Here is a 26,411-nt window from a genome sequence, read left to right on the forward strand (position 1 = left end):
CGAATCAAGTTGGCCTGATAAATCGGATGCTGCGGCGGGATAAAGCCTTTTTAGTTGCGCCATTGTTAGTTTTTCAAGTTCAATAGCGCCAACAAGCTGTTGATTATTTAAGTCAACATTTGCAATAAAGGTGGCTTCACCCCATTGCGCATTTAGCTGCTGAGTGAGTACATTATTCCAACTGCCTTCACCTTGCCAATTTAGATTGTACTCTAAATCGAACCATTGCCCTTTACTGTCAACTACACCTTCGATATAGGCATCGCCGGTATCATTGTGTGCAATAATGGTTGCATCTAAGTTACCCGACCAACGCTGAATACTCTGTTGCAATATTGGATCAACAATAAACGGAGCCGCTAAGTCAGCCAATGGTTCAACATTACTGACACTTGCTGCAACACTTAGCCAAAAATCTCCATCACTCCAATTATAACGACCGTTCATGTCTGTGGTGTTATCAGACCACTGGCTATTCAATGCCTTTATGTTTATTTGCTGTGGCGTTAAAGTCTCTATCTCGGCTGTCGCGGTCAATCGCTGTTGTTCGTAGCTGCCTAGAAAATTCAACTGACCTCCAGCGACAAACTTACTTAATGAGCCATCTATCTTGAGCTGCGCACTGATATCACCAAGCAACGATATTGGCATTTCTAATGAGCGCGCTAAGACAACCTGATTAAAGGCAATAAAGTCTATCAACGACCATTGAGCAACCTCCACCAAACCATTTAGATCTAGATTAAAAGCATCCAAATCACCTTGATAAGAAAACTCCCCATTGAACCACTGAAAATTTTCTAGAGACACTTGCCATTGATTTAGCGACTTTGGCTTTATATTAACGTCGGCAGTTAAAGGCCGATCAAACCATTCCCCACTTAGCGTCGATTGGGTTTCAATAATTGGCTTAGACCAGACATTTGAAAGAACCGTTTCGCCAGTTAAATTTAATTCTAGACTGTTTAATAGCTCGGGCCATTGTGATATCCAAGGCCTAATGAGCGCCAAACTAAAGTCAGTATGAGTTAACTTAAAATCCCAGTTCGGGGTCTGCCAATTCGCTAACCCCGAGCCTTCAACGAAGCTCGGTCCTATACGAATATATGAATTACCTAACTGTATGGAGGCTTTATTTACGTCGATAATATCGAGCGCGGCGTTAAACGGCTGCTGTTCATAGTCACCTAATAAAGTAGCATTGCCCGTTAAACTAAAATCTTCTTTTATACTTTGTGCGGCGAAGTTACCTGAAAGGTTCGCATGCCAGTCAATTGGTAATTGAATATTAAACAGTTCAAGTAAATCACTGTCTAACTCTTTCACCTCAACATTGGTCTGCCATTGATTACCACTGTAAATAAGTTCGGCGCTACCAGAGAGATGTGCTTTTTCGCCAAAAAGCGCATAATTGGTCACTGTCAGTGTTTTCTGATCAACCACCCCTGAAATGGATGCCTGATACTGATCACCTAAATAACCCACTTGTGTTCTTCCTGAGTAGTTAATAACAGGTTCTGTTATTTTACCTTCGATCTTACCCTCGAGCTGACTAGAAAAATCTAAGCTTGGCGGTAATTGCTCAAATAGTGTATTAAAAAATTTACCACGGTTAAGGCTGGTATCGTAAGACAGAAGTAATTGGTTCGTACGCCAATCAACCTCACCCGTTAAATTTAGTGAGTTTTTTCCAGCAATAATCTCGCCCTGATCAATCAATAACCCCGAAGAGGTTGCATCACTTTTAATCACAGCAGAAACAGGAATGTTATTCCATTGGCCCACTGCGTCAACTTGCCCATTTATTCTAGGTGTACGCCAACCTCCGAACCAACGTAATGACCCATCGATAATGCCAGCAGATTGCTCTACCTGAAAATAGTTTAGAAGCGGATCTAAGGTCCACTTATTGACTTCGATATCAAGTTCCGACTCTTTGCGGTTGATCCAACCATTCACTGAAGCAGGCTGACTATCAAGCTGCATCGCTAAATGGTCAAAATTAAACTGACGCTCCTCAATAAGGTAATCTACCTTGCCGAGCATTTGAAAGCGGTGATCATCCCAAGGCAACGATGCTTGCACAACATCTAGTTTTAATTGGTTTGCCGTACTGTAATCAACAAAAATATCCCAGTTGGCTTCAATATCTTGGTCTATCTCCCACTTTAGCCATTGCGCCCAATTCTTTTGTGCCGAGGCAATCATGGCACCCTTGAAACGGAATTGATCTAAGCCTTCGGCACTTAAATGCATGGCTAATTCATTTGCAGACTCATTATCAAGAACGGATACGATAAATCGAGCTGGGACCACGCCCCAATTAATATCAGCCTGAGCACTTAATGCGAGTGACAAACTCGGGTATCGAGGTCGATTGATAACGATATTATCTATTTGTAGTTGCTCTAAACGCATGGCGGGTAGCTGCTGCCATAAATTCGAATAGTCGCGCACAACGTTGGTATCTTGTTTGGTTGAGTCGACTAAATTTACTTCCAACTTGGCCAGTGACACTTCTGGTAGCCACCAGCGGTTTTTTAGTGCAAATCGCCAATTCCAACTCACGTCGAGCTGTTGTAATTGAATGCTCATAGCACTATTGAGTGGAGACCAATTTAGTGATTGGAGCTGCCAACTGCCTAACGAGGCGGAGTGTATACCGTTTAGCTTTAGTTCATCGCCCGAATAGAGGCTATAAGCTGCAGCGCCTTGTTGCGCTAAGCTCACTCGGCCGGCCTCTGTACCAAGCAGCAAGCCTAAGGTGACGGCTACAATAATAAGCAATAATGCAATAACACGTAATGTTATGACCCAACTGTGTTTGGCTATTTTGCGAATATGAATGGCCATTAAAACGCCTGCCCTAAACTCACGTAAACCAAAAATGGCGAATCGCTCGGGCGCGGATTAGCAGGAAACGCAATATCAAAACGAATGGGTGCGAAGCGGGTTAAATAGCGTACGCCAACACCGTAGCTTTGAAATAAGTTTTCATCGATGGGTGTTTCTAATTCGTTGGCTACGCGTGCTAAGTCGTAAAATCCAACAAGCCCCCAGCTCTCGGTTAGATTAAGTCTGAGTTCATTGTTTGAGGTCCAACGATGCTTTCCGCCGTAGTCTGACCCTATAGCGGTAATTGACTGATATTGATAACCACGCAAGGAAGAACCTCCGCCTGCAGTCAATCGTTCAGTAAAAGGAATATCAGCAAACTGAGTATCTAAAACACCACCGGTCCATAAAGCATCCCAACGTAAACGGTGCGCAAGGACTAATCGAGGTGTCGCTGAATAAAAAATTTGCCCGCCTACACCTGTTTTCAGAAACGCAGCATAGTTATCGGTAATTTCAAGCACAGGCTCTAATGATACATTCCATCGCTTGCCTGTGGTTGGCGCGAATGGATTTACCACATCATCGTAATGATAGCTTGCAGGGAATCTAACTTGCCGAAACAATCGATCTGTATCTGCCTGTTCAGTTAATTCACTGTAACCGATACCGTACTCAAATGTATCAACTAGAGACGCTTTTCGTTTTAACGTTGCCGTACTCGAGTACCGTAAGGACTTTACGTCTTCTTCAACCAGTTGCTCGACCTCGTTTCGCCATGAAAACTTATTTCGAAAATCAAAGAAGCTTGGAATGGTTGTCGTGACACCCGCTAGTTGCCTGTTTGATTGTATTACTGCATCAAATGATAAGCCTTGGCCGGCGCCAAACACATTTCGATGCTGCCACAGCCCCGTGACACCAAAGCCATCATCACTGCGGTAGCCAACGGAAGTTCTTAAAGTTCGAGGTTTACGCTGCACTAATGCATACTCGACCGCGACGCCATTGCTTTGCTGGGTCACGGTTGGTTTAACCTGACTAAACAATCCCGAGTCGAATAAGGCAATAACCGATTGATCGACACTTTGCTGCTTGAAACACTGCCCCGCTCGAATACCAGATGAACGAGTTAAAAATTCTTGATCAATCCCTTCCCCACCGACAAATGACACAGTCGAAAATGCCTCAGGGTCAGATACTTTCGTGGTAAAAAAGACTTCAGCGGTGAATTCTTTTTCATTCAACACCACCCGATGTCCTACAGCCACCTGATAATAACAAAATGAGCGTTTCACTAACTTCTGTAAGGCTGCCTGCTGTTGAAGAACGCTAACAGCATTTAATTCATCACCCACTGAAAGCAACTGCCATTTATCATTAAACGGCTGGAAGTTACCCACAACAGAGATTTCACTAATCAGATATCGGCGACCTAAGGTGATGTCGTAAGTTGGCTTCAGAGATCCTTGAGGCTGTTTCTCTTGAATTACCGCATGATAATAACCTCGGCTGTTCAGCATTTGCTGCATGCGGGTTTTCTCTGCTGCAATTATGCGATTATAGCCCAGCTCTAACCCGGTACCTTTTAGCGTTTCTCTATAGGCATTTACTGTGCCGCGTAATTCACTTTGTAAGCCCCATTTAAAAGGTGTGACTGTGACGTCCCATAGAGAAGCTTTGGGCACTGTTTCACCTACCGCCGATTGAATGGCGAGAGCACTGATAATTAGGATGATGATCAGATGTTTCATAGGTCCCTATTTTGAACATCACTTGATGAATACAAGCTGAATTGCTCTCTTATGCTAAATGAATACCAAACTATGCCATTTGTTCATTTCACACAAAAGGCTAACCACACTAGTATATGACTGTTTTATAAGGAATTTACTGGATTATTTCATGAAAAAAGATAAAAAGCGCATAGAAGATGAACAATGGAGCGAAGAACAATTGCTCAGTTACTTAAATTTTGAAACATTCGATGGAACCGATGTCGACTTTCACTGTTTGTATACAGCCTATACACGGATGAATGCTTCTGTATTTGAAGTTTTCATTGACCGCTTTAAAGAAGCTGGGCGTAATTTAAACGCGCAGAATAAGGCGGGCCAGAGCTTGTCAGATATAATCTCGGAGCACAAAAAGTCTGGCGACTACCTAGCGCATTTAGCCAACTAAATCAGTGGTTCCATGGTCAACATGAGGTAGCCGCTTTGCGCTAAGCCTACCTCATAATTATTAGACTAATAGTCTCTTAACAGTTGTAAAGCTTCATCTAAGGTTTTCACACCAATCACCTCGATATTAGCAACCGGCTTTTTAGGCTTATTGCCAAATGGAACGACCGCTCGTTTAAAGCCATGTTTTGCAGCTTCGATGATACGCTCTTGACCATTCGGTACTGGACGCACCTCACCGTTTAATCCTAGTTCACCAAACACCACCCAATCTTTTGGTAAAGGCCGATCTTTTAAACTTGATAATATTGATAGCAAACTCGCCAAATCTGCGGCGGTTTCGTTGACTCGCACACCACCAACCACGTTAATAAACACATCTTGATCACCGGTAAATACACCACCATGCCGGTTTAAAATAGCCAACATCATGTTCAAGCGATTAGCGTCTAAGCCGACTGCTACTCGTCTTGGATGCCCCATGCTGGTACCGTCGACCAAGGCTTGGAACTCGATCAACATAGGACGAGTTCCCTCCCAAACCACGGTAACAATCGAACCACTTGATGCTTCATCGCTTCGATTCAAGAAGATTGAGCTGGGGTTTTTGACCTCTTTAAGGCCAATATCGAGCATCGCGAAGACACCAAGTTCATTAACGGCACCGAATCGGTTTTTAATGGCCCTTAGCGTTCGGTAACGAGAATCACCTGAACTTTCTAACATCACTGAAGCATCAATCATGTGCTCTAAAACTTTAGGTCCGGCCAATGAACCATCTTTGGTGACATGACCTACCAGTATTAACACCGTGCCGGTTTGCTTGGCGTATCGAGTCAACCAAGCTGCAGATTCTCGTACTTGCGAGACACTGCCCGGGGCAGATTCAACGCCGGGCGCGTGCATGACCTGAATTGAGTCAATCACCAGTATTTTAGGTTGAACCTCTTTTGCCGTCTCTGTAATGCTTTCGACGTTGGTTTCTGAGAGTATCTTTATGTCATCACGCGGCAGGTTTAGTCGCTGAGCTCGTAAGGCAATTTGCTGTACAGATTCTTCTCCGGTGACATACAACACTGATAACTGTTTAGCCAAGTGACAGAGTGTTTGCAATAACAGGGTACTTTTACCTGCACCGGGATGACCACCTATTAGTACGGCACTGCCGTTAACTAAGCCGCCACCCAATACACGATCAAATTCGCCGATACCGGTAACAATACGGGCTTGTTCATCTAAATTAACTTCAGAAAGGCTTTGCACTTTTGACGTGGCACCTGCGTAGCCTTGTCGCCGAGCATCTAGATCAAAGTTAGGCCGCCCTGCTGGCGATTTAGATTCACGAAACTCTTTTAGCGTATTCCAAGCTTTGCATTCACCACACTGACCCTGCCATTTACTTGAGTCTGCACCACACTCGGTACAAACAAATTGTGTTTTTACTTTTGCCACCCAGAACTCTTCACATCTGCTACGTTGAGAACTTTATACTGGTTATTCATACAGAAGGCAAGATGGGGAGTCATACTTGCCGATGAAACATTAGCGCGCTGGGAAGGCACGCCGAAGCAGAGATCGCGTTAAAATAAGGGCGCCGTGAACCCATCCATGGGGGCTCGTCATTGGCATCCATGCCAATGAACGCCTTATTTTAACGCGATCTCTGCTCAGGCTTTACATTGGGGCTAATTTAGAAAGGCTATGCCATGTTTAGTATTAATTTATTTTGATCCGTCACCTTTATTTGCTTCGAACTTATCCGTCATGGTCTGTATCTCTTCTGCTGCTTTTACTCGGCACACTGCTAATTGCTGCAAGCGCAACTCTTTGACTGCAGCCAAAGGGTCTTCGTGTACTGACTTAGCTTGAAACTTTTCATATTCAAGGCTGTCATCCGTTGGTTCGTTCGTGCTTTTATCTTCGTTTGACATTAGAAACCTCTCTTTCCAAATAACGCTTAAACTCAAGAAGTACGACTTAGCCCGCAATAGCAGCCATTCGAATCAGTATAGCCTAAATAATTGAGTCGCCTTCCAGCAAAAACAAGCCATAAATTCGCATTTGCGCCCAGCAACTCACGGAGCTGAGGTACTGTAAAACTAGGATGCCAATGCCAAGCCCCCATGGACGGGTTTACGGCGCCCCTAGTTTTGCAGTACCTCGGCACAGCCACCACACACACTGAGGAACTTATTTTCAACGGCTTGCTCTACTTTACATTTTACCTACTGCTTTGAACCGCTTATGATCTAGCTAACAGTCTTTAACAGGTGATAAACATGAATAAGATGGATTGGCATAAACTTTTAACGACAGAACGTCATGGCCATGATGCTTTGTCAAAAGATGAGTTTGGTCGCAGCCATTTTCACAAAGATCATGATCGGATTGTATTTTCAGGCTCCTTTCGCAAACTAGGCGGTAAGACTCAAGTGCACCCTTTAGCGAAATACGATCATATTCATAATCGCCTTATTCATTCAATGGAAGTTGGCAGCGTTGGTCGAAGCCTTGGCATTAGAGTCGCCGAAGAGATAAAAGAGCAGCTACCAGATTGGATAGCACCTGATGATTTAGGCATTATTGTCCAAGCCGCATGCCTAGCCCATGACATTGGCAACCCACCTTTTGGCCATGCTGGCGAATACGCTATTCAAGATTGGTTTAAACGACCTGACAACAGCGATTACTTGGTTGGCTTAACCGATGCTCAAAAATTAGATTTGCAGCAATTTGAAGGTAACGCTCAAGGCTTTCGAATTTTGAGCCAAGTAGAATACCATTTAAACAATGGTGGTCTGCGGCTTACTTACCCAACCTTAGGTGCTTCTCTCAAATACCCCTGGCCTGCTAACCACGCGGGTCCAAAGGGCAAGTTTAGCTGTTTTCAAAGTGAACATCGGATACTGCAAGAGCTGGCAAATAAGCTTGGATTAATGTCTACAGACGGCCAGCGCTTTGCTCGTCATCCGTTAAGCTATTTAATGGAAGCATCCGATGACATTTGCTATGCCCTAATTGATTTAGAAGATGCCGTTGAACTGCAAATAATAGAGTTCGCAGAAGTACGTGATATTTTCCAGGCAATTCAAGGAACCCAAACCTTAGATTTTGATGAAAGCCACGAAGTTTCATCTGGCCGACAGTTATCAGCGCTGCGCAGTGCGACCATTGGCTGCATCGTAGACGCTGTTGTGTCTACTTTTGTCGAAAATATGGATGATATTTTATCGGGCACTTTTCAAGGTGATTTAATATCAGCTTGCCCGCCGACGATAAAGGACGGTATCGCTCGTGCTAAAAACTTAGCCATCAATAAAGTGTTTATGGATGTGCAAAAAACCGAAACAGAGATTGGCGCTTATGCCGTGCTTTCTACGCTGTTAGAAACCTATATTTCTGCTGGTTTTGAGTTCCACCAAAAACGTGACCGCTCAGCGCTGACCTACCGAACTAAGCGAGTATTTGATTTACTCGGCGGCGAAGCCCCTACGGTCCACATGAGTCAGTACGAAATATATCAACGCATGGTTGATACCATCGCGGGCATGACAGACAACTACGCCAGTTACTTAGCTCGCCAAATATCAGCACCAGGATAAGGCGCTATTATTTAGCGCTGTCTGATAACTCTCGGGCGATGGCCTGTAACTCTATCGCCTGCTTTGCCAGCTGCTCTTGACTTAAGGTAAGTTCAGTTGCAAAGCGTGATTGATCTGCACTGATCTCAACAAGATTGCTCGCAGCTTCGGCCATGCTCAATACTTCACCGTTTTGTAATATCACTTGATCTGACAAGCCTTGGATTGCGCTATCGATTGTCTCTATTTGCTCACCCACTAGCAGCAGCTTGTCGCGAGCATTCGCAGACGTACTGACACCGCGATCGACCCCGGCGGAGCTTTTTTTAAGTAACTCTTGTATCTCATCAGCTGACATATTAGAACGATGAGACAAGCTACGAACTTCATCCGCCACCACCGCAAAGCCGCGCCCTGCTTCACCAGCCCGAGCGGCCTCAATGGCTGCATTCAATGCTAACAAGTTGGTTTGAGCGGCTATATCGTTAATCATTCTTGTTGCTGAATCTATCGCATTATTATTCTTTTTAATTTCTTCAATCGCTACCACCACATCATTGGTGGCTTGGCCACTTTCTTGTGATAACTGCTTCACTGTTGCTGAATCTGCGCGTATCTTTTGTACTAAAGCTTGCTCTTTATCTAATGAGCCCGTCATTTCACTCATACCTTGACTAATATGAGCCGAAGACCTAGCCAGTAGATTGGCCTTTTCTTCGATTTGAAAAGACTGTTCAGAGAACCGTTGCTGCAATTGCCTCAACGTTTCAGCTTCAGTTGAAAGCTTTACAACACTTTGTTGAGTTTGCTCCAATATTTTCGCCATACTCTGAGCATTTTTCTCTAAGTTTTTAGCCGATGACTCTAATGCCTGCTGCGCAAGCTCGGCCTCTTTGTCCGTCTTTTTACGCAAATGCAAACTATATCCTTGAGCAATCCAGGCAATCAGCAAGGGTAGCAAATAACCTGAAATAGTCTCAGTACGCATGGCCTTCTCATCTAAGGTTATTACCGGTAACTGAACATCGTTAAGGGCGGCATACTGCAAAAAGGCGAGGCCTAGAAAGTTAACCGTCGCCCAGAACATACTGTTTTTTGTATTACCAATTAAATACACCACAACAATAATAGTCACAATCCACAATATGTGCGGAGAGCTAAGCCCGCCTGTGGAATAAATCAAATTGAAAGTATGCAGGGATACGCCCGAAACAATGACATGAATAACATGCTGCGGGTTGACCTTAAGTCGAATTAAGACACTTGAAAATAACGCGCTGAGCAACACGGCAACCGACGTAATAACTAAAGATGATACTTCTAACTTACTCCATTTAAAAAAACTATAGAAGCCAATCAACCAACCACAGAAACCATAAAAAAGGATCAATGTCTCTACAATCCTACTCTCGATATACTCGCGCTGATCTACAGGCGTAAAAAAATGGAAATACCATCTAACAGGGTTCATAAAACATCGACCTCTATTTATTTTTTAGCTTATACAGTTATATCGTCAGTAACCGAATAGGCTTTAGCAGTTTATGTGCATCTTAAGCAATAAGTGTAGCAGTAGAATCCACTATGGGTGCATGGTTCTGCTGAAGAGTGAGAAAGCGAAGGTATCGTCAAATTCAAACGTAAAAAAAGCCCGCTAAGAGCGGGCTATTAGATCAAACGTTGGTCCTAAATTATTTAGGACTTCGCTTTAGATTTTTTAGTAACTTTCTTAGTGCCTTCTAACTCACGTTCGTATGCTTCAACGTAGTTTCGGCCATAATAAGAGTCGATCAAAATCTGCTTAAGCTCTGCGATCAATGGGTAACGTGGGTTTGCACCAGTACATTGATCATCGAATGCCTCTTCGGCTAGGTTATCAACCTTCGCTAAGAAGTCAGCTTCGTTTACACCTGCCGCTTGTATCGATAATGGAATATCGAGCTCTTGTTTTAACTCATCTAACCAAACCAGCATCGCATCGACACGATCGGTGGTGTGCTCTTGGCTAAAACCAAGGTGCGAAGCAATCTCTCCGTATCGACGTAAGGCATTCGGTCGATCATATTGCGAGAACGCCGCTTGCTTAGTTGGCAAGTTAGTCGCGTTAAAGCGAATCGTGTTGGTCAACAACAGTGCGTTGGCTAAGCCGTGTGGAATGTGGAATTCCGCACCTAATTTGTGCGCCATTGAGTGACAAATACCTAAGAAGGCGTTTGCGAACGCAATGCCTGCAATGGTTGCAGCATTGTGCACTTTTTCACGCGCCACTGGGTCATGCGCGCCGTTTTTATACGAACTAGGTAAGTATTCTTTCAATAGTTTCAGTGCTTGTAACGCTTGGCCGTCTGAATACTCGTTCGCTAAAACAGAGACATAAGCTTCCATGGCATGAGTCACAGCATCGTAACCACCAAAAGCGGTTAAGCTCTTCGGCATGTTCATCACTAAGTTGGCATCAACCACGGCCATATTAGGCGTTAGTTCGTAATCGGCTAATGGGTATTTTTGGCCAGTTGCGTCATCGGTGACTACCGCGAATGGCGTTACTTCTGAGCCTGTTCCTGATGTAGTGGTAATGGCAACGAACTCAGCTTTGGAACCCATTTTAGGGAACTTATAGATACGTTTACGGATATCCATGAAGCGTAAGGCCAATTCTTCAAAGGCGACTTCTGGGTGCTCGTACATGACCCACATAATTTTAGCGGCATCCATCGGCGATCCACCACCTAATGCGATGATAACGTCAGGCTGGAAACTCAATAAAACGTCTGCACCTTTTCGTACTAGGCTTAACGTTGGGTCAGCTTCTACTTCGTAGAACACTTCTACTTCCATGCCTTTATCGCGCAGTAAACCACGAAGCTCTTCAACATGTGGCGTGTTATTGAATAAGTATTTATCGGTCACAATGCATGCACGCTTCTTACCAACTAGGTCGTCCATGGCGATAGACATTGAGCCGCGACGGAAGTAAATAGATTTCGGTAGTTTATGCCACAACATATTTTCGGCTCTCTTGGCGACAGTTTTCTTGTTGATCAAGTGTTTAGGCCCGACGTTTTCAGAAATAGAGTTTCCACCCCAAGAGCCACAACCTAGTGTTAACGAAGGCGCTAACGCGAAGTTGTAAAGATCACCAATACCACCGTGAGAGGTTGGCATGTTCAACAATATTCGCGCTGTTTTCATTTTGTCACCGAAGTAACGAACACGCTCGTTGTTTTCATCTTGGTCGGTGTAGAGGCATGAGGTATGGCCAATACCGCCTAGCTCAACCATCACAACCGCTTGCGCTACAGCATCTTCAAAAGTAGAAGCGCGGAACATGCCGAGTGTTGGCGATAGTTTTTCATGTGCGAATTCATCATCAACCGAAACCACATCACCTTCGCCAATAAGCACCTTAGTATAAGGAGGCACTTTAACGCCCGCCATTTCAGCAATTTTTATCGCTGATTGGCCAACAATATTGGCGTTGAGTGAACCATTGATTAATAGTACTTTACGCACTTTATCGGCTTCGGCTTTGCTGAGTATATAGCCGCCGTAATTCGAGAAACGTTCTTTAACCGCGTCATAAACTTCATCCATCACAATGACAGCTTGCTCAGAGGCACACACTACGCCATTGTCAAAAGTTTTAGACATTAAAATAGACGACACCGCTCGCTTAATATCTGCGGTTTCATCAATAACCACCGGAGTATTACCAGCACCAACACCAATTGCAGGCTTACCAGATGAATAGGCCGCTTTAACCATGCCTGGTCCACCCGTTGCCAAAATAAGGTTGATATCGGGGTGCTTCATCAGTGCGTTCGATAGTTCAACTGTCGGTTGCTCAATGTAACCCACAATATTTGCTGGGGCACCGGCAGCGACTGCGGCATCATGAACAATTTTTGCGGCATAGCAGGTTGCTTTACAAGCACGTGGGTGAGGCGAAAAGATAATACCGTTACGAGTCTTTAAAGAAATTAGCGCTTTAAAAATAGCGGTTGAAGTTGGGTTTGTTGTTGGCACAATACCGCAAATTAAGCCAGTAGGCTCTGCAATAGTAAGGGTTCCAAACTCATCATCTTGTTCGATAACACCACAGGTTTTATCGTCTTTGTACTTGTTATAAATATATTCAGAAGCAAAGTGGTTTTTAATGACCTTATCTTCAACGACACCCATACCTGACTCTTCGGCAGCCATTTTGGCTAAAGGGATACGTGCATCTGCAGCAGCTAAAGCCGCGGCTCGAAAAATGGCATCAACTTGCTCTTGATTAAAAGTAGCATAGATGGCTTGTGCAGCTTTTACCTTGGCAACCAACTCATCGAGTTGTACTAATGCCGGGCTACGTTGTTGTGACATGGATTAATCCTCCAGGATATTTAGAATATTGTTTCAAGTTGCTAGGCTAATGTGTTGGAAGCCTTCGTAACTTGAAGAGTGCTTTAAGCGACACTGATACCTCAATTTCGTTCAAAAAACTCTTTTTACCTTTAACGAGGCAAATTGTAATAAAACTACAAAAATATAAGTTGACCTATATCACTCGACATCCTACTTCTAAACTAAAATCTAGCTGATTTTTCACCTTTTTGAAAATTTTTTACATTAAGGACATCTGGCACTCAGCTTAGGTTAAGTTTTGTTTGATACTCTATGCATTCAGATTGGCTAAGGAACTCCCTACATGAACCCAACCGTTTCACTCTATCGTATATTACTGCTAGCAATACCGCTTTACCTAAGCGTGACCAGCATCACATTTGCACAAGAAAGCAGCTTTTCTACGATTGTCAAAGCCAGCAACGAGGATAGTTTAGCCGATCTCGCCTGTGCTCAAGCCTTTAACCAAGCGCGTGAAGAGGCACTACTGCAGTTTGATGAATCTGCTGCGGCAGATGACCCTCAAGAGCAACTTGAGCTTATTGATCAGCAGCAGACCCGCCGAAAAAGTGGTCACTCTAAAACTATTTGTGAAGTAACAACCAGCTGGCAAAGCAACAGAACAAATGACTTAAGTAGCCTGATCGGCACTGAACAATCTATTTCAGGAGCTTACACTGGCCAATGCTTAGATGAAGCCCGCCGAGCCACCTGTTGGAATCGCATTACCGACCAAGCCAAGCGCGATTTAATGACAAAGTTGTCAGAAAACTACACAAATATCGTCAATGTTCGGGCTATTTATATAGATTTTGAAGGCCGACAACGCGACCAATACCAAGACGGACGCTATACCTCTACCGCGGACGGTGAATTTTATTTTGATATTGTTGCCGCAAACAATGTTTCGAGCATTCAAGTACAACGTAAAGATGCTAAACCAGCAGTTAAACCACCCCCAGAGCCAGCCGCCGACATTGCCAAACCCAAAAAAGATTCCGGCCCCGATTTTGACGTAAGCCTATCTTACACATGGGATGGCAACGACAGCGCAACCTTTAACAGCACCGCCATCAGCAGTGGCCGCTTAGGTGTAGGCATTTGGGCTGACAATCGCTTAGGGTTTGTGGCTTTTTCAGGTGAAGACACTCTAGGCATCGGTACCTCTAATAGTCGCGTAAAAAACAGTTCCGCTAGTTACAGTACAACGGGGGTTGGGATGGGTGTTCGACTCTGGAAAAATCGAGATTTCACTTTAGAAAACCATGTTTACTACGTAGATGCAAAACCCTTTGAAGCAGATATTATAAACCTATGCAGTGACTGTACCGACCGGACCTTTCGCTCAGAAGACTACCTTCAAACCACAATGAATTTTAAAACCAACTCAAAAGGCGTCAATATTGGTTGGATGCTGACATGGAAATGGTTGGACAATACAGTTAATGTCGATAAGCTCTCAGGAGGTTGGTTCGTAGAAGTGTTGTTCTAAATTATGTTTAAAAATCAGTCATCTGAAACGAAAGCCGTTGCCTTTGGATTAACGGCTGTTTTGCTTTGGTCCACCGTTGCTACCGCATTTAAAATTGCCTTGAGCTATGCCTCCCCCATCGTTCTGCTGTTCGGGGCATCTATTGTTTCCTTGGTTCTTATCTCGCTGGTGTTATTACAGCAAAAGAAATTTGGCTTAGCACTTGCTGGCTTAAAAACTTTAAGACTGCGTTCTACGGCGCTTGGTCTCATCAATCCAATTTTTTACTATCTTATTTTATTTGAAGCATATGACCGGCTACCCGCACAAGTGGCACAGCCAGTCAATTACACTTGGGCCATAACCTTGTCGTTACTCAGCGTGCCAGTGCTTGGGCATAAGCTCAGTCGCAACGATTGGATCGGGCTAATCTTGGGTTATACCGGTGTAGTGATTATTTCTATCGCAGGTAAAAATGTGACCGGCAGCTTAGATATCATAGGCCTTGCACTGGCACTACTGTCTACATTGCTGTGGGCGGGTTATTGGTTACTGAATACTAAGTACGCTCAAGACCCTATCATTTCGCTGTTTCACAATTTCTTAATTTGCGTGCCGGTCTTGGGGCTGCTGCTCTTAGTATGGCCAACCGTCAACTTAGATTGGCAATGGCAGAGCTTGGCGGCCATCACTTACGTTGGTTTATTTGAAATGGGCATTACCTTTATTTTTTGGCAATTGGCGCTGAGGCACACCTCTAACAGCGCGCGCATTGGCACGTTGATTTTCATTTCGCCGTTTATCAGCTTGTTTTTAATCTCGGCTATTTTAAAAGAGCCACTGCAGTGGCAAAGTTTTTTGGGCTTAGGGTTTATTATTTGCGGCGTTATTTTGGCACAACGTCGAGTTGAGAGTGCTTAGTTAAGAGTTTCGTAATCACTATTGCCCCATAAATACCTCAGACTTTAGGCGGGGTTCAGCGGCCCATCGCTTGAAATTTCGGTCGCCATAAACCCGTCCATGGGGGCTTGATTGAAACATCCATGTTTCAAACACCCGAATTCCAAGCAATAGGCCGCTTCTATACTATAAGGCAGCGGTGTCTTGTTAAGATCGCTTAGCTAAAGCAGCGCTTTGTTGGCAAAAACCACTCCGGTTTGGTCGGCATACACCCACATATCTGCGGTAATTTTACGTCCGGCAATGTCAAGTTCAACGTTAGTTTCACCTGCCCCTTTACGGTTTGATTTAATTGGAAAAGCGGCGAGCGCAAACACACCAAAATCCATGGTTTGCAATTCATGAACATCTCGGCAACAGCCACTAATGATAATACCTTGCCAGCCATTTTTAATGGCGTTGGCGGCAATTAAATCGCCAATCAAGGCTGCACGCATTGAAGCGCCGCCATCGACAACCATTACGCTGTTGGTGCCATCGGTTGCGGCCAGCTCTTTAACGCGCGAATTGTCTTCAAAACATTTTACGGTGACGACCTTGCCACAAAAGGCGGCCTTGCCCCCGAACGATTGGAACATGGGGGGTAAAACGGTGACATCTTCTGGAAAATCATCGCATAAATCTGGTGTATTCCACATAGTTAGTTTCTCGCCGCTGTTTAGTTAGCATAAACATGCCACATTCAGATGAAAATGCACATCATCACTAGTTATAGTCGGCATCAAATAACGCTACCTGCGCCGATGCACTGTAAAACTAGGGACGCCGTAAACCCGTCCATGGGGGCTCGTCATTAGCATCCATGCCAATGAACGCCCTATTTTTACAGCACCTCAGCTCACCTCAGTCTGCAAGGTATAGCGGCCCATATACTAAATATTTGCGAAACCTATCCTATTTCTTACTCCACTTTAGTGTGAGGCTCGGTGTAGACTAATCGTTCATACTCAGGGAAACCCTATTTCGTGCCCGATTTTTTATTAACACAAGGTTGTCGCCTAGTAGACTTTAAACAAGTCAGAGATCAGCTAATTATTGATTATTTTCTAGCAAACGCTGAACACCTTCGTAAAAGCGGCGGCCCGATGCGCGATACCGCTGCTCAGGTCCAAGCAATGCTTGAAAACTGGCGCTTAAACACCTCGGCAGACACAGATTGTCGTTTTTTGATAATGCAGGAAGATCAGGTCATCGGCAGCATCGGGGTTTCAAATATTGTCAGAGGGGCCTTTCAAGCGGCGTATCTAGGTTACAATATAGGCCAAGACCAACAAGGCAAAGGCATAATGACCGAGGCCTTGGATGCCACCATTGGTTACGCCTTCAACGAATTAAACTTACACCGCCTAATGGCCAATTACCGCCCTGAGAATTGTGCTAGCGCTCGTGTGCTTGAAAAACTCGGTTTCATAAAAGAAGGCATTGCCAAAAATTATCTCATGGTCGACAACCAATGGTGCGATCATGTACTCACCTCAAAAACAAACTCAAACTGGACAGCAAAACCTTGAAAGGAAACCTTATGCGCTCTGCTCCTATGCCAGCATTGGTCGGTCATCGCGGCCTACCCACTTTAGCTCCCGAGAACACCGCCGCTAGCATTCGCAGTGCCGTTGAACAGGGTATCGAATGGCTTGAACTCGATGTCACCATGGCAGGTGACGGGTCATTGATTGTGATGCACGATCCTGATTGTCGACTATTTGGTGAGCCCGATATCAAGCTCGCCGACTTAAATAAAACGGCACTGCAAAAAATAGATGCTGGGGCTTGGTTTGATGAAAAATTCACCGGCGAGCCGATTCTTTTTTGCGATGAGATGCTCAGTTTAATTCGTCAAACCGGTGCGCACTTAAACTTAGAGATCAAAATTAATCCAGACCTCGATATTGTTCGCCAAGTAGACAACATTTGGGCTGAGTTGACACAAGCCTCTGACCTTTTTGATCGTCTATTGATTTCAAGCTTCTCTATACAAGCCTTAGAGCACTTGCGCACCCTGAACCAAAGCTTAAAGATTGGCGTGTTATATGAAGCCGTCCCAGATGATGCAATTGACACAACTAAGCAGCTTCAAGCCACCACCATTCATTGCAACCAAGGCCTTCTAGAGCAAGAAACCGCTAAACACCTAATTGCACACCTACCCGTTTATTGCTACACCGTGAACGACACTGAAACATTAGAAAAGTTACTTTCTTGGGGCATAAGTGGTGTTTTTAGCGATAGAGCACACGCCAGCGACCTAAAAGAAATAGTGGATAAATATAGTTAAGCCCAAATTCCAAGCAATGGACCGCTTCTCAACGTTGGGACAGCAGTGATGTAACAGGCTTAACCTGCTGGCTTACAAGATAGCGGCGCTAAACTGAATTTGCCTTGGCAGATTCATTCGTGCTGTTATTATCTACTTACTTTGCCACCCAAGCCGTAGGTTCCTCATGTCTTTTATCTTATTCCGTAATGCCAATGTTTATGCACCGAGCCCATTAGGCTTAAAAGACGTATTGGTGAGCCACGGGCGTATCAGTGAAATCGCTGATACCATCGTGTTAGAGGCTAGTTTTGAGGTTGAAATTATCGATGTTGAAGGTCATATTTTGTGTCCTGGCTTTGTCGATACTTTAACTCATGTCACCGGCGGTGGCGGTGAAGGCGGTTTTGCCACACGTACGCCGGAAATGAACTTATCTCATGCGATTGCTGGCGGGGTCACAACGGTAACTGGCGCTTTAGGTACCGATGCCGTTTGCCGCAGCCATGAAGAATTGGTCGCAAAAGTAAAAGGGCTAAAAGAAGAAGGCTTAAGCGCATACTTTTATACTGGCAACTACCATTACCCAGTTAAAACCTTAACCGGCTCAGTACAAAAAGACATCATGCTCATTGATGAGTGCATTGGTATTGGTGAAATAGCCATTGCCGATCATCGCGGCAGCCAATTAACTTGGCGAGAATTGGCCAGTGTGGCTGCAGAAGCTCGCGTAGGAGGCATGTGTGCTAAAAAAGCCGGTATTGTCAGTGTGCATGTCGGTCCAGGTGATGAACGTTTAGATAGACTGTTTGAAGTAGCCGAAAAATCTGATATCCCCCTTAAACAGTTTTACCCAACACACATCAACCGAAGCGAATTGCTGTTAGAACAAGGTGTTAAGTTTAACCAGCTCGGGGGTTACATAGATTTTACCGCCAGCAGCACACCTGACATATTAGCCAGCGGTGAAGTTAAATGCGCTCATGCTTTGAAGCAGGCCATTGCGGCCGGCGCCGATGAGAATAGAATCACCTTTAGTACCGATGGCCACGCAAGCTTACCTAACTTTAATAGCAAAGGTGAATTAGTCAGTTTGAAGGTAGGCGCAATGACATCCATGCATGCCGAATTCAAAGACGCGGTGCAAATTGAGCAAATCAAACTTGAAACAGCGTTAAAAGTGGTCACGCAAAACCCAGCAAAAGTGCTACAGTTAACGTCTAAAGGTCAGATTATCAAAGGCGCTGACGCCGATATACTGATACTCAACAATAACAGCCTCGCGATCGAATCCGTCTTGGCCAAGGGCCAATGGCTCATGAAGCAGACCATTGCAGTTCGCAAAGGCACATATGAATAGTCAAGGAGTCTCTGTTTTGTCCCAAACCTTAGGTTTTATTCTGTTACCGGGTTATTCCTCAATGACATACGTTTCAGCCATGGAACCGCTATTGATGTGCAACGAACTAATGGGCGAAACAGTCTTTGAAACCTTTACCGTGGCGCTTGATGAAAATAAAACCCTCTCTAGTCTGGGCAATAGAATAGATACTCTGTATTCGTTGAACGATGCACCAGCAGCAGATCTTTGGATTGTTTGCGGATCCTCTCCTGCTCGCCACCCTGCAACACCGGGCCTTGAAAAATTCATGATAGACAAAGCCATGCATAGCGCCGTAGGCGGCATTGCATCGGGCAGTTACACTTTGGCCAAAGCTGGCTTACTCAACGGTTATCGTGGTGTGGTGCATTGGATCTCCTACGAGCAACTGTTGAAAGAACATAAATCTATTATGCTCGCGAACGAGCAATATTGCATAGACCGCGACCGTTTAACCAGCCGTGGCGGTAGCTCTAGCTTAGATTTAATGCTGATGTGGATCGCCAAGACTGTTGGTGCAGATACCGCAGAAGCCATATCCAAACACTTCGTAAATGAACGACTTGGCTTACCGACCGACAGCATTCCACAAGTGCTCAGCGAACGTACTCGCGCCGAACAGCCGAAACTTGGTGAAGCATTGGAGTTAATGGAAAACAACATTGAAGAACCTTTAACCACCGACGACATTGCCTTTCACGTAAAAATCAGTCGTCGGCAGCTTGAAAGGTTGTTCAAAAAGCACCTAAATGCGGTACCTAGTCGCTATTATCTGCAAATTCGCTTAGAACGTGCACGAAATCGATTATTTAGCTGCTCAGAAAGTATTGCCGATATCGGCCTAAGTTGCGGATTTTCCTCTGGCGCGCACTTTTCGACCGCCTATCGGAATCAATATGGTTTAACACCGTCCGAAGACCGTAGCCTTAACCAAAAGATGCAAATTGAGAAATAGCGACGCTTATTTTCATATATGACCACTTAGACGGCATTAGCCTATAAGGCTCTGTCGCGAAACCGTAATGCTAAAGCGGCACTTTTTCATAGAATAGACGTATCAGCATTTGTTTTGAGTGCTACAAAAAACACAACAGCAAGAGACCTAAACATGACTAAAATAACCCGCGCGCAATTTGATGATGTAATGGTACCTAACTATGTACCTGGCAAAGTAATTCCAGTGAAAGGCGAAGGTTCACGTATCTGGGACCAAGAAGGTCGCGAATACATCGATTTCGCAGGTGGTATTGCCGTCAGCGCTTTAGGTCATGCGCACCCTGCTCTTGTTGAGGCGTTAACGACTCAAGGCCAGAAGCTTTGGCATTTATCTAACGTGATGACTAACGAACCTGCCATTGAGTTAGCGCAAAAAATAACCGACAACACCTTTGCCGATAAAGTATTTTTCTGCAACTCAGGCGCAGAAGCCAACGAAGCCGCTCTCAAACTAGGCCGTCGTCATGCTTTCTTAAACACGGGTCCTGATAAGCACGAAATTATCTCTACGCTACAGTCTTTCCATGGTCGCACCCTATTTACCGTCTCTGTTGGCGGCCAAGCTAAATACAAAGAAGGCTTTGAACCTACACCAGGTGGTATCAGCCACGTTCCATATAACGATTTAGCGGCAATGAAAGCGCAAATTTCTGATCGTACTGCGGCGGTAATCCTTGAGCCGATTCAAGGCGAAGGTGGTATCACACCCGCTACTCAAGAATACCTAGAAGGCGTACGTAAATTATGTGATGAGCATGACGCGCTGTTAATTTTTGATGAAGTTCAAACCGGTGTAGGCCGTACGGGTCACCTCTACGCATACCAAGCCTATGGCGTTGAGCCTGATATTTTAACCACAGCAAAAGCACTGGGCGGCGGCTTCCCAATTGGCGCTATGATCTGTACCGATAAAGTTGCTGGTAGCTTAGCCTTTGGAACACACGGTTCAACTTACGGCGGCAATCCATTGGCTTGCGCTGTTTCATTAGCCGTACTTAACATCATCACCGCCGATGGCGTATTAGATGAGGTTGTCGTTAAGTCTGAGCGCATTAAAGCTGCACTGGTGAAGATCAACGAAAAACATGGCATATTTAAAGACATTCGCGGCATGGGGTTATTAATTGGTGCTGAATTGAATGACGACTGGGCAGGCAAGGCTAAAGACTTTGTCGGCGCAGCTTTAGAGGAAGGCCTAATGATGCTCGTTGCAGGTCCAAACGTGGTACGTTTTGCACCAAGCTTAATTATCCCAGATGCCGATATTGATGAAGGCCTAGCTCGCTTTGAAAAGGCAATTGAGAAACTGCTGAATAGCTAAGGCTATTGGCTAGCTTCTTTTTCGGGCCGCGAATGAGTGTCACACTGATTCAGCGGCCCTTCTTTTCACTAGCGACCATTGAATAGAGGATAGGTTATGTTAGTTGTTCGCCCTTCGACCTTTGTCGATCTACCAAGCATAGAACGGTTGTTAAACGAAACCGACGCTCGGGTAACAACCTTGCCAAAAGACCGCGATAAGCTGTCTGAAAAAATCAGCCAATCTGATGATGCATTCAGTGGTGGAGGCGACTCAGACACCCCTGCATCATTTTTATTTGCTCTGGAAGAGACCGAAACGCAAGAATTACATGGTACCTGCGGCATTGATACCCAAGCTGGTAATGGTTACCCATTTTTTAACTACCGGTTAGATGAAGTCATTCATGCATCTCACCATTTAAACATTAGCTCGCGTGTACCCATCTTATTTTTATCTCATGAACTCACCGGCAAAACCTTGCTGCGTTCATTCTCGATAAACCCAAAGCTAAAAGAAACCGAAGCGTTTGAACTGCTTTCACGCGCACGGTTACTTTATATTGCTGCACAACAAGAACGCTTTAACCCTGAATTGATTGTTGAGATACAAGGCATCTTTAATGAGAAAGGTGAATGCGCGTTTTGGGATGCTGTTGGCCGTAACTTTTTCGATTTAGATTTTTTAACAGCCGATTATTATTGTTCGGTAAAATCAAAAACCTTTATGTCTGAACTCATTCCACAGCATCCGGTATATGTCCCCCTACTGCCCGATGCTGCCCGTGCAACCATTGCCCAAAATCACGAAGCAGCCAATCGCACCTGCCAATTGCTTTATCGCGAAGGCTTTAACCGATCAAAATTTATAGACCCGTTTGATGGCGGCCCTGTATTAACAGGTGAGCTGCACCAAACCTATACGATGCGTACCTTAAAAAGCAAAAAAGCAAAACCTTCCAATGTCATTGGCGGGTTAAAATATTTGATCAGCAACCAGTCAGCGAGCGATTTCCGCTGCACAATCGGCACCCTTGTCGATGGTATTGGTCAAACCATTCGAATCCCTTTAGAGGTAGCCGAAGCACTTAATGTGCAAGAAGGCGACTCTATTTCATATTCACCGTTGTAAGGAGTTATTGCTATGTACATTCGCCCCGTACAACCGGATGATTTAGAAAACCTTTTTATTCTGGCCAAAAATTCTGGCGTAGGCGTGACCTCGCTGCCAGATAATAAACAAAAGATGCAAGCGAAATTAGAACGTTCGCTGAGCTCATTTGATAAATCACGCCCGGTACATGATCGCCAATATTTGTTTGCGTTGATGGACGAAACCACCAATAAAATGGCCGGTATTTGTGCTCTCGAAGCGGCCATCGGACACGACGAAGTTTGGTATAACTACCATGTTGGCAAATCTGTTCATGCGTCTACAGAAATCGGTGTCCATAAAGTGACCCGCACCCTGTATTTAAGTAATGACTTAACTGGCAGCTCAGAAATTGCGACCTTGTTCTTGATGCCTGAATATCGCGGTAACCAAAACGGTCAACTGTTATCTCGCAGTCGCTATATGTTTTTAGCTGAATTCCCCGAACTGTTTGGCGACAGCATCATTGCAGAAATGCGTGGCTACAGTGATGACCAAGGCCAGTCACCCTTTTGGGAAAGCTTAGGTCGACACTTTTTCCAAATGGAATTCTCTGATGCAGATTATTTGACTGGCTTAGGCAACAAAGCGTTTATTGCAGAGCTCATGCCGAAGTTCCCTATATACGTACAGATGCTGTCTGAAGATGCACAAAAAACAATTGGCAAGGTACACCCACAAACAGAGCCTGCTTTAGCCATGCTCATGTCAGAGGGTTTCGAATTTAACAACTATGTTGATATTTTTGATGCTGGCCCAAGTGTTTCGGCAAAGATAAAAGACATACGAGCAGTGAAGAAAAGCCGACTATTTAATGTTGGTATTTCAGATAAATCACCCGCACCTGATCTTGCCGACAAGCATGGTTTGCTACTAGTAAGTAACCGAGCTTTTGAAGATTATCGCGTGGTACTCGTCAGCAAAGGCGCGGCCGGTGATGACAGTATTTGGCTGAGCAAAGCTCAAGCAGAAATTTTAAATGTTCAAGATGGCAGCCAAGTGCGTGCTGTTTCCTTGCGACCAACGGAGAAAGATAATGACTGATTCAAGCCTTTATATTGATGGACAATGGCAAAGTGGACACGGCCAAGCATTTGATTCACTAAACCCTGTTACACAAGCATCCGTTTGGCAAGGCAACTCAGCAACCGCTGAAGATGTTGATAAAGCAGTAGACAGCTCACGCGACGCTTTTAAGTCATGGAAAAAAACAACCCTAGATGATCGAATTGCTATCTGCCGTAGTTTTGCCGCTTTACTAAAAGAAAACACCGAGCGCCTCGCTCATGTTATTGGCAGCGAAACAGGCAAGCCGCTATGGGAGTCTCGTACCGAAATTGGCGCGATGGTCGGTAAAATTGAAATTTCGATAAACGCCTATCATGAGCGAACCGGTACAAAGACCACTGAATTACCAGACGGTGCGGCGGTACTTCGTCATAAACCTCACGGCGTTGTGGGTGTATTTGGCCCTTATAACTTTCCTGGTCACTTACCAAACGGCCACATTGTTCCTGCCCTAATTGCAGGCAATACCGTTGTATTTAAGCCAAGTGAACAAGCGCCGAAAATGGCGGAAGAAACAGTTAAGTTGTGGCAACAAGCCGGGTTACCTGCTGGTGTCATTAACCTAGTTCAAGGCGCTGCTGAAACAGGGATTGCATTAGCTAACCACATTGGCATTGATGGCTTATTTTTCACCGGTTCTTCAACCACCGGCGAAATAATTCATAAAAACTACGCTGGGAATACTGGTAAAATTTTAGCGTTAGAAATGGGTGGTAATAACCCATTGATTATCGATAACGATATAAACGAAGAAGGTGCACTGCACCATATTCTATTTTCTGCCTTTATCTCAGCTGGCCAACGTTGTACCTGTGCTCGTCGTTTATTAATTCCAAATGGCGCTAAAGGCGATGCGTTCTTAGAGAAGTTAATAATTGCAACGGCCGCTTTAAAAGTCGGTGCTTTCGATTTAGACGATCAGCCTTATATGGGTTCTGTTGTCTCATTACAGGCAGCCGACCAGCTACTCGCCGCACAAGCTAACTTGATTGCGAAAGGCGGTAAAAGTTTATTAGAAATGAAGCGCCTGCAAGAAGGTACAGCTTTATTGTCGCCGGCCATTATTGATTTAACCGATGCAACCGATGTACCTGACACAGAATACTTTGGTCCGCTATTGTCAGTTTATCGTTTTGATGATTTCGACCAAGCCTTAACTATTGCTAACAATACGCGCTACGGCTTGTCAGCAGGAATTTTAACCAATAGCCGTGAGCGTTATGAATGGTTCTTAGAAGAATCACGTGCGGGCATTGTTAACTGGAACAAGCCAACGACCGGTGCTAGCTCTTCTGCGCCGTTTGGTGGTGTGGGTGCTTCGGGTAACCACCGTGCAAGTGCTTACTATGCAGCAGATTATTGCTCTTACCCAGTTGCATCTATGGAAAGCGCAGACATAACTAAGCCTGGCGCATTACCACCAGGAATGACGTTATGAAATCATTTGAACTTAATTTAGACGGGTTGGTTGGGCCAACCCACAACTATGCGGGGTTGTCTTATGGCAACATCGCATCCAAGTCGAACACCGCCGCCGCTTCAAATCCTAAAGAAGCCGCCAAGCAAGGCTTAAAAAAAATGAAAGCTTTGGCCGATGCGGGCTTCAAGCAAGGTATTCTTTTACCACATGAGCGCCCAGCTATTTGGGCACTCAAAAACCTAGGTTACAGTGGTTCCGATGCGGTAATTTTAGAAAAAGTCGCCAAAGAAAACCCTGCTATTTTAAGTGCGATATCTTCTGCTTCGTGCATGTGGACAGCGAACGCGGGTACCATATCCCCCAGTGGCGATACGGCCGATGGCAAAGTACATTTCACCGCTGCCAACCTAAATGCAAAGTTCCATCGTTCAATAGAGCATGAAACCACAACACGCATGTTGGGCGCTATTTTTAACGATCAAAAACACTTCGCACACCACCCCGCTCTGCCTGCCATGGCGGCCTTTGGTGATGAAGGCGCAGCAAACCATACTCGGTTCTGCTCAGAGTACGGCGGCCCTGGTGTTGAGTTTTTTGTTTATGGCCAACAGGCCTTTAATGAATCGCACCCAGCCCCTAAAGACTTTCCAGCACGGCAAACTCTTGAAGCCAGCCAAGCAATAGCACGCTTGCATGGTTTAAATGAGGCGAATACGGTATTTGCACAGCAGCGCCCTGAAATTATTGATGCCGGTGTTTTTCATAACGATGTTATTGCTGTCGGCAATAAAAATGTATTGTTCTACCACGAACAAGCTTTTGTCGACACTGACCGAATACTCAAAGAACTTGATGACAAGCTCATTGGCACCACGTTAATTCCTGTTTGCGTACCAACTTCTGCCGTTAGCCTAAGTGCTGCAGTTAAATCTTACCTATTTAACAGCCAACTATTGAGTCAAGCTGATGGCAGCATGACCTTAGTCGTACCGGGTGAGTGTCGTGAAATTGCAGCCGTTTCTGAATATTTAGATCAGCTAGTCACGATGGACAGCAACCCGATCAATCAAATCCAAGTCTATGACCTTAAACAGTCAATGCAAAATGGTGGCGGACCCGCATGCTTGCGATTACGCATTGCACTGAACGAACACGAATTTAATGCCATGCACCAAGGTATTATTTTGACCGATGCCTTATATGGCAAGTTGAATCAGTGGGTCGATACTTATTATCGAGATCGATTAACACAAGCAGATTTAGGCGACCCTAAGTTACTGATAGAAAGCCGCAATGCGCTTGACGAGTTAACACGCATAACAGGTGTGGGTTCTATTTATCCATTCCAACGCTAGTTAAGCTACGGGTTGTTACGGGCCACCCAAAGGGTTTGTTTTAACAAGTCGTTCAAGCACATCCATGTG

The 26,411-nt window shown here is 44.8% G+C and carries 20 protein-coding genes; 13 read left to right on the top strand and 7 right to left on the bottom strand.

Features of this window, described 5'->3' with window-relative positions; all coding sequences use genetic code 11:
• Together ACI882_RS16965 and ACI882_RS16970 are read right to left on the bottom strand one after the other, a co-directional pair.
• On the bottom strand, window positions 1–2,853 hold a 2,853-nt coding region (locus ACI882_RS16965; protein WP_411748568.1), incomplete at its 3' end, for a hypothetical protein.
• Complete coding sequence (locus tag ACI882_RS16970; RefSeq protein WP_411743032.1) at window positions 2,853–4,589, bottom strand: autotransporter assembly complex protein TamA; 1,737 nt, start codon at window positions 4,587–4,589, stop codon at window positions 2,853–2,855. The genes ACI882_RS16965 and ACI882_RS16970, both read right to left, overlap by 1 nt.
• Before the next feature lie 151 nt (window positions 4,590–4,740).
• On the opposite strand from ACI882_RS16970, the gene ACI882_RS16975 reads away from it, so the two are divergent.
• The gene (locus ACI882_RS16975) at window positions 4,741–5,019 is read left to right on the top strand and encodes a PA4642 family protein (protein WP_411743033.1); all 279 of its coding nucleotides are present in this window, start codon (window positions 4,741–4,743) and stop codon (window positions 5,017–5,019) included.
• A 65-nt stretch (window positions 5,020–5,084) separates the two neighbouring features.
• Here ACI882_RS16975 and radA read toward each other — a convergent pair whose 3' ends face one another.
• On the bottom strand, window positions 5,085–6,470 hold the full coding sequence (gene radA / locus ACI882_RS16980) for a DNA repair protein RadA (protein ID WP_411743034.1): 1,386 nt from the start codon (window positions 6,468–6,470) through the stop codon (window positions 5,085–5,087).
• Window positions 6,471–6,739: 269 nt separating this feature from the next.
• Window positions 6,740–6,949: a hypothetical protein gene (locus ACI882_RS16985; protein ID WP_411743035.1), complete on the bottom strand. Its 210-nt coding sequence runs from the start codon at window positions 6,947–6,949 to the stop codon at window positions 6,740–6,742.
• A gap of 348 nt (window positions 6,950–7,297) precedes the next feature.
• Here ACI882_RS16985 and ACI882_RS16990 point away from each other — a divergent pair, with 348 nt between their 5' ends.
• On the top strand, window positions 7,298–8,620 hold the full coding sequence (locus ACI882_RS16990; protein ID WP_411743036.1) for a deoxyguanosinetriphosphate triphosphohydrolase: 1,323 nt from the start codon (window positions 7,298–7,300) through the stop codon (window positions 8,618–8,620).
• 7 nt (window positions 8,621–8,627) lie between these two features.
• On the opposite strand, the gene ACI882_RS16995 is transcribed toward ACI882_RS16990, so the two are convergent.
• On the bottom strand, window positions 8,628–10,070 hold the full coding sequence (locus ACI882_RS16995; protein ID WP_411743037.1) for a methyl-accepting chemotaxis protein: 1,443 nt from the start codon (window positions 10,068–10,070) through the stop codon (window positions 8,628–8,630).
• A 224-nt stretch (window positions 10,071–10,294) separates the two neighbouring features.
• Window positions 10,295–12,964 carry a bifunctional acetaldehyde-CoA/alcohol dehydrogenase gene (gene adhE / locus ACI882_RS17000; protein ID WP_411743038.1) on the bottom strand — a complete coding sequence of 890 codons (2,670 nt, stop codon included), beginning with the start codon at window positions 12,962–12,964 and terminating at the stop codon, window positions 10,295–10,297.
• A gap of 325 nt (window positions 12,965–13,289) precedes the next feature.
• Between adhE and ACI882_RS17005 the strand changes: the two genes are divergently transcribed.
• Together ACI882_RS17005 and ACI882_RS17010 are read left to right on the top strand one after the other, a co-directional pair.
• Window positions 13,290–14,477: a hypothetical protein gene (locus ACI882_RS17005; protein WP_411743039.1), complete on the top strand. Its 1,188-nt coding sequence runs from the start codon at window positions 13,290–13,292 to the stop codon at window positions 14,475–14,477.
• A 3-nt stretch (window positions 14,478–14,480) separates the two neighbouring features.
• A complete protein-coding gene (locus ACI882_RS17010; RefSeq protein WP_411743040.1) occupies window positions 14,481–15,377 on the top strand; it encodes a DMT family transporter in 897 nt (298 codons plus the stop codon).
• A 200-nt stretch (window positions 15,378–15,577) separates the two neighbouring features.
• Here the strand turns inward: ACI882_RS17010 and rraA are convergent, their stop codons facing one another.
• The gene (gene rraA, locus ACI882_RS17015; RefSeq protein ID WP_411743041.1) at window positions 15,578–16,054 is read right to left on the bottom strand and encodes a ribonuclease E activity regulator RraA; all 477 of its coding nucleotides are present in this window, start codon (window positions 16,052–16,054) and stop codon (window positions 15,578–15,580) included.
• Window positions 16,055–16,381: 327 nt separating this feature from the next.
• Between rraA and ACI882_RS17020 the strand changes: the two genes are divergently transcribed.
• The 9 genes from ACI882_RS17020 (at window position 16,382) to astB (ending at window position 26,342) form a co-directional block, all read left to right on the top strand.
• Window positions 16,382–16,927 carry a GNAT family N-acetyltransferase gene (locus ACI882_RS17020; RefSeq protein ID WP_411743042.1) on the top strand — a complete coding sequence of 182 codons (546 nt, stop codon included), beginning with the start codon at window positions 16,382–16,384 and terminating at the stop codon, window positions 16,925–16,927.
• Between the two features lie 11 nt (window positions 16,928–16,938).
• Window positions 16,939–17,691, top strand: coding sequence for a glycerophosphodiester phosphodiesterase family protein (locus ACI882_RS17025; RefSeq protein WP_411743043.1), 753 nt, complete (start codon window positions 16,939–16,941; stop codon window positions 17,689–17,691).
• A gap of 166 nt (window positions 17,692–17,857) precedes the next feature.
• Window positions 17,858–19,030 (top strand): beta-aspartyl-peptidase, encoded by a 1,173-nt coding sequence (gene iadA, locus ACI882_RS17030; RefSeq protein ID WP_411743044.1) that lies wholly within the window; start codon window positions 17,858–17,860, stop codon window positions 19,028–19,030.
• Between the two features lie 16 nt (window positions 19,031–19,046).
• Complete coding sequence (locus ACI882_RS17035; RefSeq protein ID WP_411743045.1) at window positions 19,047–20,006, top strand: GlxA family transcriptional regulator; 960 nt, start codon at window positions 19,047–19,049, stop codon at window positions 20,004–20,006.
• A 153-nt stretch (window positions 20,007–20,159) separates the two neighbouring features.
• A complete protein-coding gene (locus ACI882_RS17040) occupies window positions 20,160–21,368 on the top strand; it encodes an aspartate aminotransferase family protein (RefSeq protein ID WP_411743046.1) in 1,209 nt (402 codons plus the stop codon).
• A 96-nt stretch (window positions 21,369–21,464) separates the two neighbouring features.
• Entirely contained in the window at window positions 21,465–22,478 is a 1,014-nt protein-coding gene (locus tag ACI882_RS17045; protein ID WP_411743047.1) for an arginine N-succinyltransferase, read from the top strand.
• A gap of 12 nt (window positions 22,479–22,490) precedes the next feature.
• Window positions 22,491–23,543 (top strand): arginine N-succinyltransferase, encoded by a 1,053-nt coding sequence (gene astA, locus ACI882_RS17050; protein ID WP_411743048.1) that lies wholly within the window; start codon window positions 22,491–22,493, stop codon window positions 23,541–23,543.
• Window positions 23,536–25,005, top strand: coding sequence for a succinylglutamate-semialdehyde dehydrogenase (gene astD, locus ACI882_RS17055; RefSeq protein ID WP_411743049.1), 1,470 nt, complete (start codon window positions 23,536–23,538; stop codon window positions 25,003–25,005). Before astA ends, astD begins: the two co-directional genes overlap by 8 nt.
• Window positions 25,002–26,342, top strand: a complete 1,341-nt coding sequence (gene astB / locus ACI882_RS17060; RefSeq protein ID WP_411743050.1) for an N-succinylarginine dihydrolase — start codon at window positions 25,002–25,004, stop codon at window positions 26,340–26,342. The genes astD and astB overlap by 4 nt, the downstream gene beginning before the upstream one ends.
• Window positions 26,343–26,411: the final 69 nt, after the last annotated feature.

This window comes from Reinekea sp. (assembly GCF_046710285.1).
GTDB lineage: Bacteria > Pseudomonadota > Gammaproteobacteria > Pseudomonadales > Natronospirillaceae > Reinekea.